The sequence below is a fragment of the Microbacterium hydrocarbonoxydans genome (assembly GCF_000956475.1).
In the GTDB taxonomy this organism is placed as follows: domain Bacteria; phylum Actinomycetota; class Actinomycetes; order Actinomycetales; family Microbacteriaceae; genus Microbacterium; species Microbacterium hydrocarbonoxydans_A.
This window is the reverse complement of record NZ_JYJB01000009.1, coordinates 94,594-109,545: the sequence shown is the minus strand read 5'-3', so window position 1 is coordinate 109,545 and position 14,952 is coordinate 94,594. Positions and strand designations below refer to the sequence as shown.

Here is a 14,952-nt window from a genome sequence, read left to right as displayed (position 1 = left end):
ATGAGCGGAACGCAGGTGCAGAGCGCCGTCAGCAGCGTCGTGCGCACGACACGCGCGCTGCAGTCGGCGATCGACAGTGCAGCCGATGCGGGCGGCGGTCGCGTGAGCGTCGCCCCTGGCCTGCACGAGACCGGCGCTCTGCGCCTGCGTTCCCATGTGGAGCTGCACCTCGAGGCAGGGGCCGTGCTGCGATTCGTCCCCGACCCGGCCCTGTACCCACCGGTGGCCGCTCGCTGGGAGGGCGCGACCACCACCATCCACTCTCCGTGCATCTACGCGCGGGATGCCGTGGGCGTCTCGATCACCGGTCGGGGCGAGATCGACGGCGGCGGCGCGTGGTGGTGGGCGGCGTTCCGCGCGGGCGATCTGGTCTATCCCCGCCCGACGCTGATCGGACTGCACGGATGCTCCCGGATCGACATCGCGGACGTCACCCTGCGCGACTCCCCGGCCTGGACGGTGCACCCGCTGCTCTGCGACGACGTGCGGATCACCGGCATCCGCATCTTCAACCCGCCGGACTCCCCCAACACCGATGGCATCGACCCCGAATCGAGCCGCAACGTGCGCATCAGCGACTGCCACATCGACGTGGGCGACGACTGCATCGCCATCAAGGCCGGCAGCGAGCACTCCCTCGACCGGGTGCCGTGCGAGAACATCGCGATCACGAACTGCACCATGATCCACGGCCACGGCGGCGTCGTGATCGGCAGCGAGATGTCGGGCGGCGTCCGCGGCGTCGTGATCTCGAACTGCGTGTTCCAGGGCACCGATCGCGGCATCCGCATCAAGTCGCGTCGAGGCCGCGGCGGCACGGTGGCCGACGTGCGGGTCTCGAACATCGTGATGGACCGCGTGATGTGCCCGCTCGTCATCAACCCCTTCTACTTCTGCGGACCCGACGGCAAGCTGCCGATCGTGTCCGATCGCACGCCCCAGCCGGTCGATGAGGGCACGCCGCGGTTCCGCGGCATCCACCTGTCCCACATCACCGCGACGAACGTGCAGTCCTGCGCGGCGTTCCTCTCCGGCCTGCCTGAGGCCCCTCTCGACGACGTCACGCTCGACGACGTCAGCATCGCGTTCGCCCCGGATGCCGAGCCCGCCGTCCCGGCCATGGCCGACGGCGTCCCCGCGATGGCCGCAGCGGGGATCCAGGCGCAGTTCGCCACCGGCCTGCGCATCTCGGGGCTACGCCTCGACAGGGCGATCGGGCCGGAACTGGTGGCCGACGAGACCGTGCAGGTGACGCGATGACCGCGGCGGCGACCACGAAGACGGATGCCGTCGTCGCCTTCCGGCGACGCGCGGAGCTCGTCATCGCCGGAATCGGCCTGGCGGGGTCTGCCGTGCTGCAGGGCGGGTTCGCCCTCGTGATCGCGCGCAGCGACGACGCCGCGCTGCAGGCGACGATCCTCCCGGCTCTGCGCAGCGCCGGGCTCGAGCTCGACGGCGCCCGGGCGCACGTCGTGCTCAACACCCTCGCGGCCTGGTTCGGGTTCTCCTTCATCGTGGTCGCGCTGTGCACGGCGATCGGCTTCTTCTTCGCGCGGCTCCGCCCGCGCCGCCGGGCGACCGGCTGGTGGTTCCTCGCGGCGGGCCTGGCCTGCCTGTTCGGAACGCAATTCGTGCTGTACCCGGTCGCCTTCTTCTTCCTCCTCTCCGCCGCGCTGTTCGCGGTACGCACCCCCACCCCTCGGAGTTCGTCATGACCGCCACCCTGCCGCCCCGCGTCGACGACGCGACCATCCCGATCCGCATCCGCGAGGTCGCCCGCAAGCGTCGCTCGATCACGCCCGGCCGCCGGGTCTTCATGGTGGTCAACGCCGTGATCCTGATCGCCTTCGCGCTGGCATGCCTTCTGCCGTTCGTGAACGTGCTGGCGAGTTCGCTGGCGACACCGGGAGAGCTGGCGACTCGGCCGTTCATCCTGTGGCCCGAGACGTTCAGCCTCGACGCGTACCGGTACATCCTGTCGACTCCGACGATCTTCCGCGCCCTCGGCGTATCGGCGATCGTCACGATCGGCGGCACGCTGATCAGCCTGATCCTCACGGCCTTCATGGCGTACGCGCTGTCGAAGAAGCACCTGAAGGGTCGCCGGGTGATCAACTTCCTGGTCCTGTTCACGATGCTGTTCTCCGGCGGCATGATCCCGACCTTCATCGTCGTGAAGAACCTCGGCCTGATCGACTCGCTGTGGTCGCTCATCATCCCGGTCGCGATCAACGCGTTCAACTTCGTGATCATGCGCAGCTTCTTCCAGGGCATCCCTGAGAGCCTCGAGGAGGCGGCGCGGATCGACGGATGCAGCGAGCTCGGCGTCTTCTGGCGGATCGTGCTGCCGCTGTCGCTGGCCTCGATCGCGACGATCGGGCTGTTCTACGCCGTGTACTACTGGAACACCTACCAGAGCGCGATCCTGTACATCAACAGCTCGGAGCAGTGGCCGATCCAGGTGCTGCTGCGTCAGATCGTGATCGTGGCGAGCGGGATGAACGCCGACGACTCGGCGGTCGAGGTGGTGCCGCCCGCGCAGTCCGTGCGCATGGCCGTGATCTTCGTCGCCACGCTGCCGATGCTCATCGTCTACCCGTTCGTACAGCGGTACTTCGTGAAGGGCGCGCTGGTCGGCTCGATCAAGGGCTGATCGGATCCCGGCCGGGCGCGGGGCTCAGCCGCGCGGGCCGGGCGCCCGCTCAGGCGACCGGTGCCCGGCTCGGCTCAAAGCTCCCCTGCCAGGTCCATTCGGCGCCGATCTCGGGTCCGAAGCCCTGAGACATCACCGTCAGGATGTCGTCATCCGTCACGACCAGCCGCATGCGCACCGACGCGATGTCGTCGGCTGCGGCGCTGATCCGCACGTCGAGCACGCCGTCGGCGGACCATCCCGCGGTCACGACCGCGTCGCCGAGCGGCAGCACGGCGGCCCTCCCGCACTCGGTGTCGACACGCAGGGTGCAACCCTGGACCTCGATCGCGCCGCCCGCGCCGTCGAGCGCGACGGAGAGACGCCGGGGCGCGTTCTCGCCGCCGATCAGCGCATACTCCCCACGCAGCGGCCGGGCGGCTGCCGGATCGTGCGGCGGCGAGGGCGCGCTCAGGTGCAGCGGGCCGTGCGGCTGCGTTCCGAGCTCGGGCAGCAGCAGGTCGATCAACCGCTGATCGCCGCTGGCGAGGGTGGTGGTGTCGGCCGTCACGACTGCGGCGATCCCCGTCGACGGCTCACCGTAGACGAGCTGGCCGCCCAGGCCGAACATCAGCCAGCTGTCATCCGCGGGCAGCCAGATCTGCCGACCGTAGCCGTGGCGCAGCGAGGCACCCCACGTCTGCGTTCCCGGATCGCTGCGGCGCTCGATCAGCCGATCGCGGATCGACGGCGCCAGCACATCGGATGCGCCGTTCACGGCCTCCGCGATGCGCAGCATCTCGTCGGGCGCGGCGATCAGCCCCGACCCGCCGTGGCTGATGCCCTCGGGGCCGGTGAGGAATCTCATGCCGCGGCCGACCTCGAGCGGCTCGAGCAGCCGCGGACGCAGATACTCGAGCATCGTCGCACCGGACAGCCGTTCGACCAGGGCGCTGAGCACGTAGCTCGCGCTGGTGTCGTAGGTGAACAGCGTGCCAGGCCGATGGGTCGGCGGCATCCGGAAGTACGACTCCAGCCAGCCGCCCCGATCGGCGACGTACGTGGTGCGGCTGTGCGGTCCGGCCATCGCGAGCATGTCGTCGATGCGCGTAGCCGCGAGCCAGGGATGCACCGGCCCGAACTCGGGAAAGTGCAGTGCGATCGGATCGTCGAGGCTCAGGCGCCCTTCGTCGGCCAGCAGCAGGATCGCGATCGCGGTGATGGATTTCGACACCGAGTACATCCGGTGCGGCACGTCGGTGCCGAACGGCGCCACCCCGGTTCGGACGACGACGTCTCCGTCGACGCTCACCGCGAGCGCGTGGATCGCGATATCGGCGGCGTGCGCCCGATCGATCAGCCGCTGCAATGCTGCACTCATGCCCGCACGTCGTCTGCCGCCCGCGCGGGCACGGCGTGCGCGCCGAGACGCCGAGCGATCGCGGCCGGATCGCTCGACGGCCGATCCAGGATCGCGACGGCGAGATCGAGGCGCAGACTCTCGCCTGCGGCCATCTCCCGCCTGCCGGTCACGGCCACCGCGGGACCGAAGCCGACATAGCCCTCGGCACGGACGAACCACGGCATGTCGGAGTTGCGAGTGGTGGCGACCAGCGAGGCGCCGGAGCCGTCGACGGCGAGCCACGGCGACGAGGATCCGTGGGCGGCATCCACTCCCTCGCCGTCCGCGCAGCGCACGCGCGCGGTGGGAAAGGGCGCCCGCCAGAAGATCCCGCCGTAGAAGGCGTCGTCGCGCCCGTTCGTCTGCGGGCTGCCGAAGCTCACAGGGCCGTTCGCCGCGAGGAGATCCGTGCTCCAGAGCAGCTCGATCCCGTCACCACGCTCGCGCACGGCGATCGAGCGCTGCTCGTCGAGCAGCAGCTCGCCGTCCGGTCCGGTCCAGGCCAGGCGCTCGACGAGGTGCCCGTCGCCGAGCTCTCGGCTGCGCACGACCTGCTGGCCGTGGTTCGGCAGCATCGTCGAGCCTGCCCCCCGCACGAAGGTGCGACCACCCCAGAAGGTCACGCCGTTCACGTCGGGGATCGCCACGCTCACTCCGAGGTGATGCAGGTGATCCGCCGGCTCGACGGCGGTCAGTTCGATCCCGCCGACGGAGGCCGTCAGGTAGGGACGCGGCGAGCGCGGCAGGTCGAGTTCGCCGCCGTCGTGATAGCGGATGCTGACAGCATCCGTCGAGAGCAGATCGATGGTCACGAGGTCTTCCTCGTGCTCGCGCGTGCGGCGAGCTCCGGGGAGAACATGATCGGCTCGCGGATCGGCTCGTCGGTCATCTCGGCGCGCAGCACCTCCCACATGCGGGCGCCGATCTCGGACAGCCGTGAGGTCATGGTGGTGAGCGACGGCGAAGAGAAACGCGAGAACGGGATGTCGTCGAATCCGGCGACCGAGAGCTCTCCCGGCACCGAGACGCCTTCCTCGGAGAGACGTCCGAGGAGCCCCAGCGCGACCACGTCGTTGTACGCGATCACGGCCGTCGCGCCCGTCGCGTGCAGCGCAGGCCAGACCTCGTAGCCGTCTTCGAACGAATGGCCGCACGGCACGTCGATGATCTCGACGCCGGGTTCCTCGGCACGCAGCTCCTCGAGTCCGCGCTCTCGCTCCCAGTTGGCTCTCGCGTATGCGGGGCCCGACAGGAACGCGATACGCCGATGCCCGAGATCGAGCAGATGCCGTGCCAGCAGGATGATGCCCTCGTGATAGTCGATGAGCACGGACCCGGCGTTCTTGCCGGTCGTGCGGTTGAGCACCGCGACCGGAGCGACGCGGGGCAGCAGCTGGAGCAGGCTCTCGCGCGGCATGCGGGGAGCGAACAGCGCGACGGCGTCGGTGCGATCGCGGAGGTCTCTCGCGAGATCGGCCTCCGCGTCGGCGTCTTCGAACGCGTCCGTCACGATCACGTGATAGCCGTCCTTGGCCGCCGCCCTGTTGAACCCGTGCAGCACCTGGTGGAACATCGGGTTTCCAAGATCGGGGAGCAGCACGCCGACCGTGCGGCTCGAGCCGAGCGACAGCGATCGGGCCGTCTGGCTCGGCGTGTACCCGAGCTCGTCGATGACCTTGCGGACCCGTTGCGCGATCTCCTCGTTGACCGTGCTGACTCCGTTGGCGACGCGCGAGACGGTCGCCTTCGAGACGCCGGCGACCCGCGCGATGTCGTTGATCGTCGTCTCACGGGTGGGTGTCGTTCGTGCGCGTTTCGCAGCCATGGTCATCTCTCCCGCACATCGATGGTGAAGTCTGCGAAGCGTCCGATCGCGTCCGGCGCCCCGTAGGGGCTCGCGGAGAACAGCGAGAGCGCGGCGCCGACCCAATGCCCCTCGACCGCGGTGAACTGCGGGTCGACTGAGGTCGTGCCGAGCGTGAAGCGCACTCGAGCGTCGGCGTCCAGGCGGACGCCGACGCGGATGCGGGGTTCCGTGAGCGGAATCGTCGCGACCACTCGTTCGCTCTGATCATCGCGGAAGCGCATCGCGACGACGGCCTCCATCCCCGCGTCCGTCCGTCGGACGCCGGCCCAGGCGTAGTCGCGCCCGAGCACCGCGATGCCGGCACGATCCCCCGGCGACGACGACTCCAGAGCGACCTCGATCTGGGCACTGCAGGGCTGACCGGGGAGGTTCTGCGAGAGCACGCGCGCAAGAGTGCGCACGTTGCCGCCGTCGAGGCTCGCGCGCAGCCCCATCCCCGGGCCGGTTCCGACCACGGCATGCGGATCGGCGTTCGCCTCCCACTGCCAGTGACCGCCCGGTCGCCCGCCGGCGAAGTCGTCAGGGCGGGCGAGTGTCCGAGACCCCTGAGTCGTGCCGAAGGGCGAGGGATGCCGCAGCACGGGCTGCGCGTCGCCTCCGCCCACCGCCGCGCCCATCACGGGCCACCCGTCGGCGGCCCACGCCATCGGCTGCAGATGCAGCACCCGGCCGTAGACCCCGCGGTCCTGGAAGTGCAGGAACCAGTCGCCGCCGCGGCCGTCGTCGACCCAGGCGCCCTGGTGCGGCCCGTTCACCTCGGTCTCGCCCTGAGCGAGCGTGATCCGGTGCTCGTAGGGCCCGAACGGCGTCGGGGCGCGGAACACGCTCTGCCACCCTGTGGCGACGCCTCCGGCGGGGGCGAAGATCCAGTACTCCCCGTCGCGTTTGTAGAACTTCGGACCCTCGAGGGTGGTGCAGCCCTCGATGCGGTCACCGTCGATGACGTCGACGGCGGGGCCGAGCGGATGCCGCAGCCCGGCGTCGACCGGGATCACCGTGACGAGGTTCTTGCGGCCGGCGCGCGAGCGCGCCCAGCCGTGCACGAGATAGGTGCGGCCGTCTTCGTCCCATAGCGGGCACGGATCGATGATGCCGAGCCCGGGGAGCAGCAGGTGAGGCTCGGACCACGGGCCGGCGGGATCGGCTGCGGTGACCACGAACACTCCCTGGTCGGGGTCGGGGTAGACGACGTGGAAGAGACCGTCGTGATGGCGGATCGACGGTGCCCACACGCCGCCGCCGTGCCGAGGCTGCGCGAACCAGGCGGTGGGCGTGCTGCCCTCGAGCGCGTAGCCGATGCGCTCCCAGGTGATCAGGTCGTCGGAGACGAAGATCGGCAGCCCGGGGGCGCGGTGGAAGCTCGATGCCACGAGGTAGAACCGGTCTCCGACGCGGATGGCGTCAGGATCCGGCACATCGGCATCGATGATCGGGTTGCGATACGAGCTCGCGTCGTCGACGAGTGTCATCCTCCACAACGTAGTCGAGAAACCGGTTCCTGTCCACGCACCCGGCGCGTCACGCGCTCGATGTGGAATGTCGTCCCGGAAGACCCGCTTTCGGAGATGGACGCTCACTGCTACTCTGAGAAAACGTTTCCTGAGACTGGAGCTCCGATGTCGAAGACCCGTTACGCCCTCGCCGGCGCCGGCCACCGCGCGCAGATGTACGTGGGCGCGATCCTCGGCGATCACCGCGATCGCGCCGAGCTCGTTGCGATCGTCGAGCCGAACCCGGTGCGCGCAGAGCACTATGCGAGGCAGGTGTCGGATGCCGGATCCCCCGCTCCGCGCCTGGCCGCACCCGAAGAGCTCGAGGCCGTGATCCGCGAGGAGGAGGTCGACCGGGTCATCATCTGCTCGCGCGACGACCTGCACGCCGAGCTCATCGTGCGCTCTCTCGACGCCGGGGCCGACGTGGTGGTCGAGAAGCCCCTCACGATAGACGCCCCCAGCGCAGCCCGGATCGAAGAGGCCGTGGCCCGCACCGGCCGCAGCGTCGTGCTGACCTTCAACTACCGATACTCCCCTCGCAACAGCGCACTGCGACAGGTGATCCAGGACGGCACGATCGGCCAGGTCACCTCGGTCGACTTCTCGTGGGTGCTCGACACGAACCACGGCGCGGACTACTTCCGCCGCTGGCACCGCGAGAAGAAGAACTCCGGCGGCCTGCTCGTGCACAAGGCGAGTCACCACTTCGATCTCGTGAACTGGTGGATCCGCTCGCAGCCGAGTCGCGTGTACGCCTCGGGCGGGCTGCGCTTCTACGGTGCCGAGAACGCCCGAGCCCGAGGACTCGGCGAGCGCCCGGCCCGCGGGACCCACGACGACGGCGACCTGTTCGAGCTCGATCTGCGCACCGACACCCGACTGAAGGCCCTGTACCTCGACGCCGAGCAGCACGACGGCTACGTTCGAGACCTCGACGTGTTCAGCGAGGGCATCACGATCGAGGACAACCTCGCTCTCGTCGTCGACTACGCCTCCGGCGCCACCCTGTCGTACTCGCTCAACGCGCACTCCCCGTGGGAGGGCTACCGGGTCGCCGTCAACGGCACTCTCGGGCGGGCCGAGCTCGAGGTGGTCGAGCGCGGTGCCGTGCTCGCGGGCGAGGGGCTGCATCCGAGCATCGACCCGAGCCTCGCAGGCTCGGACGCGACCACGAGCCTGCGCCCCGAGGGCGAGCGCCTTCTCGTGCAGAAGCACTGGGAGGCCGCGTACGAGGTGCCGATCGAGTCCGGCGCCGGCGGGCACGGCGGCGGCGACGCCCTGCTGCTCTCCGACGTCTTCCGCGGCCCGGGCGACGACCCTCTGGCCCGACCGGCCGACTGGAGTGACGGACTCCGCTCGATCGCGGTCGGCATCGCCGGCAACCGCTCGCTCGAGACGGGTCAGCCGGTGAGCATCTCCGACCTGGGCATCGCGCTGCTGCAGGAGACGCCGGGGGACGCGCGATGAGGGTCGTCGTCACGGGCGGATCAGGTCGGCTCGGGCGTTCGCTGGTCACGGGGCTCGCGGATGCCGGGCACGAGCTGATCTCGGTCGATCGGGCGCCCGTCGCCGAGCTCGACCGCGACGGCGTCCGTCAGCTCTCGCTCGATCTCACGGATGCGGATGCCACGGCATCCGCTCTGGCCGAGACCTCCGCCGATGCGCTCATCCACCTGGCCGCGATCGCGGTGCCGTTCAGCGCTCCCGAAGACGTCATCATCCGCACCAACGCCGCCCTCGCGCAGTCGGTGCTGGGTGGCGCGGTCGGCGCCGGCATCCGTCGAGTGGTCGCGGCCTCCAGCCCGACCGTCTTCGGCTACGGCGCGCCGCGGGACTGGCGCCCCGAGCGCCTCCCTCTCGACGAGACCTCGCCGACCCTGCCCTGGAACGCCTATGCGCTGTCGAAGCTGCTGATCGAGCAGACCGCCGCCATGCTGCAGCGCCAGACCGGAGACGACGTGCGATTCGCCGCGTTCCGCCCCTGTTACGTGATCGCGCCCGAGGAGTGGGCCGGTGCTCCCACCCAGCAGGGGCACACCGTGCAGCAGCGCCTCGACGACCCCGCGTTGTCCGCCCCCGCCCTGTTCAACTACGTCGATGCGCGCGACGTCGCGGCCTTCGCCGACACGCTGCTCGGCGCGCTCGATGACATCCCGAACGGCGAGGTCTTCATGGTCGGGGCCGACGACGCCCTGGCGCGTGAGCCGCTCAGCGAGCTGCTGCCGAGATTCCACCCCGGCGCCGCCGACGCCGCATCGGCCCTCACCGGCACCTCCCCCGCGTTCTCCTCCGCCAAGGCCGCGCGACTGCTCGGCTGGCGCCCCACCCGCAGCTGGCGCACCGAACTCGCCGCCGTCGCACTCTGAAAGGCATCGCCGTGGACTTCAACGGAATCCTCTTCTTCCCGGTCACCCCGTTCCGGCCCGACGGCACGGTCGACCCCGAGCTCTTCGCCGCGCACGTCGCCACCGGCGTCGATGCCGGCGCGGGTGGCGTGTTCCCCGCCTGCGGCACGGGCGAGTTCCACGCCCTCTCCGCGGCGGAGGCGATCGCCGTCACCCGCGACGCCGTCGCTGCAGTGGCCGGGCGCGTACCTGTGATCGCCGGGGCCGGCGGCCCCCTCGGTCACGCTCTCGACGTGGCGCGCGGGGCGGCGGATGCCGGGGCCGACGGCCTGCTCGTGCTGCCGCCCTACCTCGTCGGCGGCACCCAGGCGGGGCTCATCGCCTACGTGGAGCAGATCGCCGCGGCATCCGGCCTCCCCGTGATCGTGTACCACCGAGGCACCGCGCAGTACTCGATCGAGACCATGCGCCGCCTGGCCGAGAACCCGAAGGTCGTCGGATTCAAAGACGGCACGGGCGATATCGGCACGACCCAGCTCATCGTGCGGACGGTCGCCGAAACAGGGCGCGACGACTTCGCGTTCTTCAACGGCCTGCTCACCGCCGAGCTCACGCAGGGTGCTTATCGGGGCATCGGCGTGCCGCTGTACTCCTCGGCGGCGTTCGCGATGGCGCCCGACATCGCGGACGGGTACTACCGGGCGTACGCCGCGGGCGACGAAGACGCACGGCTCGCGCTGCTCGACGGGTTCTACCGCCCGCTCGTGGCTCTGCGCGATGAGACCCCCGGCTTCGGCGTCTCGCTGATCAAGGCCGGGCTGCGACTCTCGGGACTGGCGGTCGGTTCGGTGCGGGCACCGCTGGTCGACCCGACGCCGGCCCAGGAGGCGCGTCTCGCAGAGATCCTCGCAGCGGGGCGCGCACTGCTGTGACGACGATCGAGCGCCTCGAGACGCGCACGCAGCGCGTGCGGCTGACCCGGCCATGGGGGCCGTCGCATGCCGCCCCCGGGAAATGGGTCGCTGAGCCTGTCGAAGCGTCGGGCCCTTCGACAGGCTCAGCGACCCAGTACCCGGGCGCGGTCGACTCCGTCACCGTGATCGCCACGCGGGTGACCCGCAGCGACGGCGCTCAGGGGTTCGGCTTCTCGTGGACGCCGCAGATCGGCGCGTCGGCGGTGCAGGCTCTTCTCGACGACGACATCGCTCCCGCCGCGATCGGCCGCTCGGCGACTCCCGGCGAAGCCTGGGACGATATCTGGGCTCATCTTCACGAGGCGGGCGGCGGCGGAATCACGACCATCGCGCTGGCCGGGCTCGACCTCGCACTGTGGGATGCCGAAGCCCGCGCAGCGAGCGCCTCCGTCTCGCAGATCATCGGGCGCCGGCGCGAGAGCGCCCGCGCCTACGGCTCCGGCGTGAACCTGCACTATTCCCAGGACGAGCTCGTCGCGCAGGTGCGGCGGTGGGTCGACGCGGGCTTCGATGCCGTGAAGATCAAGGTCGGCAAGCCCGACGTCGCGGAGGACCTCGATCGGCTGGCCGCGGTGCGCGACGTGCTCGGCCCGGATCGCGCGCTCATGATCGACGCGAACCAGCGGTGGACGCTCGATCGCGCGACGGATGCCGTGAACGCCCTCGCGGTGCACGACCTCGCCTGGATCGAGGAGCCGCTGCGGGCAGACGACCTCGCCGGTCACGCCGAGCTCGCCCGCCGCATCGAGGTGCCCATCGCCGTGGGAGAGAATCTGCACACCCGGCACCGCTTCGAGGACTTCCTCCACGCGGGGGCCGCGCAGATCGTGCAGCCCAACATCATCCGCGTCGGCGGCATCACGCCGTTCCTGCGCATCGCGGCCGCAGCCGCCGACCTCGGTGCGGCCGTGCATCCGCACCTGCTGCCCGAGCTCTCCGGTCAGCTCGCGCTGACCCTGCCCGGCGACCCATGGACCGAAGACGTCGAGGATGCGGGCTTCGCCACCCTCGGCGCGCTCGCCGACCCGTCGCCGGTCACCATCGCCGACGGACGCCTCACCGAGAACGCGCACGCGGGACTCGGCATCCGCTTCACCGCCTTCGAAAGGGACGACTCATGACCACCTCTCCCGCCGACGTCGACGCGATCGTCCGGGCCGCCGCCAAAGCAGCGCCCGTCTGGCGCCACGCCACGGCGGCGGACCGCTCCGCGTGGCTCCGCGCCGCCGCCGACGCCCTCGACACGAACGCCGACGAACTCGTGGCCATCGCCGATGAGGAGACCCGGCTCGGCGCGGCCCGTCTGACCGGTGAGGTCGCCCGCACGACGGGGCAGCTCCGCCTGTTCGCGACCGTCGTCGAAGAGGGATCGTATCTCGAGTTGACGATCGACGACGCGGATGCCGCGGCCACGCCACCCCGGCCCGAACTGCGCCGCATGCTCACCGGCGTCGGGCCGGTCGCCGTGTTCTCGGCCTCGAACTTCCCCTTCGCGTTCTCCGTCGCCGGCGGCGACACCGCATCCGCCCTGGCGTCGGGGAACCCCGTGGTCGTGAAGGCGCACTCGGGGCATCCGCGGCTGTCCGCCCGCACAGCTGAGATCGTCGCCGCGGCTCTGTCTGCCGCGGGCGCTCCCGACGGATCCCTCGGTCTCGTGGAAGGCCGCGAGGCCGGCAACGCGCTCGTGCAGCATCCGCTCATCAAGGCCGCGGGCTTCACCGGCTCGGTCTCCGGCGGGCGCGCGCTGTTCGACCTCGCTGCGGCGCGACCCGAGCCGATCCCGTTCTACGGCGAGCTCGGCAGCATCAACCCCGTGGTCATGACCCGAGCCGCCGTCGAGGCGCGCGGCGAGGCGCTGGCGCAGGGGCTGGTCGGCTCGTTCACGCTGGGGGTCGGGCAGTTCTGCACCAAGCCGGGCGTCGTCTTCGTGCCGGCGGATGCCGGATTCGAGGATGCCGTCGCGGCCGCCGTGCCCACCGCGGCCGGCGGGCCGCTGCTCACCGACCGCATCACGGCCGCGTTCCCCGACGGGCTCGCGCACCTGGAGCAGGACTCATCGGTGTCCGTCGTCGCGACCGGCGTCGAGGTCGACGGCGTTCGTCCTGTGGCCCTGCTGACCGATGCCCGCGCCGTCGCCGAGCGCCCGGAGGTGCTGCTCGAGGAGTGCTTCGGGCCCGTGACCCTGCTCGTGCGATACGACTCGGAGGATGAACTGCACGCAGCGCTCGCGGTCGTGCCGGGGAGCCTCACCGCCACCCTCCACGCGGAGGCCGGAGACGACGTGGCCGGCACGCTCGAGCTGCTGCAGGATCGCGCCGGGCGCGTGCTGTTCGCCGGCTGGCCGACCGGCGTCGCCGTGACCTGGTCTCAGCAGCATGGCGGCCCGTGGCCTGCGACGACCTCTCTGCACACCTCTGTAGGAGCAACCGCGATCCGCAGATTCCTGCGGCCGATCGCCTTCCAGGACGCCCCTGAGGCGATGCTGCCCGAGCCGCTGCGCGACGCGTCGCTCGCGCATCTGCCGCACCGCCGCAATGGAGTCCTGAGGGTTCCGCACCCCGGCCACTGACCCCCGGATCTTCAACCGAGCGAAGCGAGACGAAACGCCCACCCCGGCCGTCAACCGAGCGAAGCGAGACGAAACGCCCACCCCCGGCCGTTGAGCGAGCGAAGCGAGACGAAACGCCTGTCTCCTGCAGTCGACCGCAGCAGACAGGCGTGTCGTCTCGTCGCTGGCGTTCCTCGCTCAACGCCCACACTCCTCGCGAAGCGAGCGGGATCAGCTGACCCCGCGGCATCCGCCCTCGATCAGCGGACGTTGCCGTTCGAGCAGGTCGTCTGCGCGGCCGAAGTGCCCTTGATGCTGTCGGGCAGCGCCACCACGTTGTCCGGCGTCGCCGACGGGTCGGGAGTCGCCGTGGGATCGGTCGGCTCCGTGGGGGTCGCCGTTCCCGGGTCCGTGACCACGACGCCGTCGTTCTTCGTGTTCTCGTAAGTGATCTGCAGCTGCGCGTTCGCGTTGATCGCGTCCCACATCTCCTGCGCCGCCGCCTTGCTCGGCACGACCTTGTTGGGGTTGTCCGGGTCGGTCGCGGTCGGATACTGCAGGAACACGATGTCCTCGAACGGCACCGACTTCACGGCGAGACCGATCTGCACGATCTTCATCGGGTCGGCGAGAGACGTGCTCGTCTCGAGGTTGTCGATCGCCGTCGTGGCGAGCTTGAGCATGACCGGCACGTTGCCGAGCGTGTCGCTGCTGATGAGCTTCTTGGCGAGGTTCGACATGTACTGCTGCTGGTTTCCGATGCGCCCGAGGTCGCTGCCGTCGCCGACCCCGTGGCGGGTGCGCAGGAACTGCAGCGCTTCGAGGCCCTGCAGCGTGTGGTTGCCGGCGGCCAGGTCGAGGCCGGTGTACTTGTCCTTGATCGGATTCGCCAGGCACACGTCGACGCCGCCGATGGCGTTCGTGATCTCGATCACTCCGCCGAAGGTGACGGATGCCGCGAACTGGATCTCCTGCCCGGTGAGCTTGGTGAGCGTCTGGACGACGCAGTTCAGTCCGCCATCGGTGTAGGCCGTGTTCAGCGGCTGCTTGCTCATCGCCGAGTGCGTCTCGCCATCGGCGTCGGTGCATTCGGGGATGGGGAGCATGAGGTCGCGCGGGAAGCTGACGACGGTGATGCGGCGGGGCGCATCCGAGACGTGCACGAGCAGGTTGACGTCGTTGAGGGTGCCCTCCGAGTCCTTGCCAGTGCAGCGCGCGCCGAAGTACTGCTTGTACGCGTCTTCGCAGGTGTCGACGCCGGCGAGGACCATGTTGAAGCCGCCCTCGTACTCGCTGATGTCCGGCGGGAGCTCTTTCTGCCCGTCGAGCTCGACCGCGTTCGCGCTGACCGTGCTGGTGAGGTCGTAGGCGATGTAGCCGACCACCGCGAGACCGCTGACGAGGACCACCGAGAGACCGATCGCGATGAATGCCAGCAGCTGGCTGACCGGACCGGGCGTGCGCAACTGTCCGTGGCGCGCGATGGTACGGCGGCGTCGGGTGTTCTTACTCACTCGGGGCCTTTCGGTTCAGCGATCGATGCGGAGACATCGTGCCTCTGGGGCGGAGGGTAAGGGATTCGAACCCTTGAGACATTTCTGCCCACTGGTTTTCAAGACCAGCTCCATCGGCCGCTCGGACAACCCTCCCGACAGACGAATCTGCCGACAAGCCGTGAGTCTAGCCGAGTT

General features: G+C 70.3%; 13 protein-coding genes and 1 tRNA gene. 8 read left to right on the top strand and 6 right to left on the bottom strand.

The genetic code is table 11. From position 1 onward, the window contains the following. From RS84_RS09775 to RS84_RS09765, 3 genes are read left to right on the top strand one after another with little or no spacing between them, the layout of a single operon-like run. A complete protein-coding gene (locus RS84_RS09775) occupies nucleotides 1-1,260 on the top strand; it encodes a glycoside hydrolase family 28 protein (RefSeq protein WP_045257612.1) in 1,260 nt (419 codons plus the stop codon). Then, complete coding sequence (locus tag RS84_RS09770) at nucleotides 1,257-1,715, top strand: hypothetical protein (RefSeq protein WP_045257611.1); 459 nt, start codon at nucleotides 1,257-1,259, stop codon at nucleotides 1,713-1,715. The genes RS84_RS09775 and RS84_RS09770 overlap by 4 nt, the downstream gene beginning before the upstream one ends. Further along, nucleotides 1,712-2,653, top strand: a complete 942-nt coding sequence (locus RS84_RS09765) for a carbohydrate ABC transporter permease (protein WP_082062133.1) — start codon at nucleotides 1,712-1,714, stop codon at nucleotides 2,651-2,653. Before RS84_RS09770 ends, RS84_RS09765 begins: the two co-directional genes overlap by 4 nt. A 49-nt stretch (nucleotides 2,654-2,702) precedes the next feature. Here the strand turns inward: RS84_RS09765 and RS84_RS09760 are convergent, their stop codons facing one another. The 4 genes from RS84_RS09760 to RS84_RS09745 are packed head-to-tail and all read right to left on the bottom strand — an operon-like array spanning nucleotide 2,703 to nucleotide 7,370. Further along, nucleotides 2,703-4,013 carry a serine hydrolase domain-containing protein gene (locus RS84_RS09760; RefSeq protein ID WP_082062132.1) on the bottom strand — a complete coding sequence of 437 codons (1,311 nt, stop codon included), beginning with the start codon at nucleotides 4,011-4,013 and terminating at the stop codon, nucleotides 2,703-2,705. Next, complete coding sequence (locus RS84_RS09755) at nucleotides 4,010-4,846, bottom strand: DUF6807 family protein (RefSeq protein ID WP_045257610.1); 837 nt, start codon at nucleotides 4,844-4,846, stop codon at nucleotides 4,010-4,012. Before RS84_RS09755 ends, RS84_RS09760 begins: the two co-directional genes overlap by 4 nt. After that, nucleotides 4,843-5,859 carry a LacI family DNA-binding transcriptional regulator gene (locus RS84_RS09750; protein WP_045257609.1) on the bottom strand — a complete coding sequence of 339 codons (1,017 nt, stop codon included), beginning with the start codon at nucleotides 5,857-5,859 and terminating at the stop codon, nucleotides 4,843-4,845. Before RS84_RS09750 ends, RS84_RS09755 begins: the two co-directional genes overlap by 4 nt. 2 nt (nucleotides 5,860-5,861) lie before the next feature. Continuing rightward, the gene (locus tag RS84_RS09745; protein WP_045257608.1) at nucleotides 5,862-7,370 is read right to left on the bottom strand and encodes a glycoside hydrolase 43 family protein; all 1,509 of its coding nucleotides are present in this window, start codon (nucleotides 7,368-7,370) and stop codon (nucleotides 5,862-5,864) included. A 147-nt stretch (nucleotides 7,371-7,517) separates the two neighbouring features. On the opposite strand from RS84_RS09745, the gene RS84_RS09740 reads away from it, so the two are divergent. The 5 genes from RS84_RS09740 to RS84_RS09720 are packed head-to-tail and all read left to right on the top strand — an operon-like array spanning nucleotide 7,518 to nucleotide 13,282. Then, a complete protein-coding gene (locus tag RS84_RS09740; protein WP_045257607.1) occupies nucleotides 7,518-8,861 on the top strand; it encodes a Gfo/Idh/MocA family protein in 1,344 nt (447 codons plus the stop codon). Beyond that, nucleotides 8,858-9,760, top strand: a complete 903-nt coding sequence (locus tag RS84_RS09735; RefSeq protein WP_045257606.1) for an NAD-dependent epimerase/dehydratase family protein — start codon at nucleotides 8,858-8,860, stop codon at nucleotides 9,758-9,760. Before RS84_RS09740 ends, RS84_RS09735 begins: the two co-directional genes overlap by 4 nt. Before the next feature lie 11 nt (nucleotides 9,761-9,771). Next, nucleotides 9,772-10,671: a 5-dehydro-4-deoxyglucarate dehydratase gene (locus RS84_RS09730; RefSeq protein WP_045257605.1), complete on the top strand. Its 900-nt coding sequence runs from the start codon at nucleotides 9,772-9,774 to the stop codon at nucleotides 10,669-10,671. Then, a complete protein-coding gene (locus tag RS84_RS09725) occupies nucleotides 10,668-11,834 on the top strand; it encodes a mandelate racemase/muconate lactonizing enzyme family protein (protein ID WP_045257604.1) in 1,167 nt (388 codons plus the stop codon). The genes RS84_RS09730 and RS84_RS09725 overlap by 4 nt, the downstream gene beginning before the upstream one ends. After that, a complete protein-coding gene (locus RS84_RS09720) occupies nucleotides 11,831-13,282 on the top strand; it encodes an aldehyde dehydrogenase (NADP(+)) (RefSeq protein WP_045257603.1) in 1,452 nt (483 codons plus the stop codon). The genes RS84_RS09725 and RS84_RS09720 overlap by 4 nt, the downstream gene beginning before the upstream one ends. A gap of 239 nt (nucleotides 13,283-13,521) precedes the next feature. Here RS84_RS09720 and RS84_RS09715 read toward each other — a convergent pair whose 3' ends face one another. Both RS84_RS09715 and RS84_RS09710 read right to left on the bottom strand, forming a co-directional pair. Continuing rightward, on the bottom strand, nucleotides 13,522-14,775 hold the full coding sequence (locus RS84_RS09715; RefSeq protein WP_045257602.1) for an LCP family protein: 1,254 nt from the start codon (nucleotides 14,773-14,775) through the stop codon (nucleotides 13,522-13,524). A gap of 50 nt (nucleotides 14,776-14,825) precedes the next feature. Beyond that, nucleotides 14,826-14,910, bottom strand: a tRNA-Ser gene (locus RS84_RS09710). Nucleotides 14,911-14,952 lie beyond the last annotated feature (42 nt).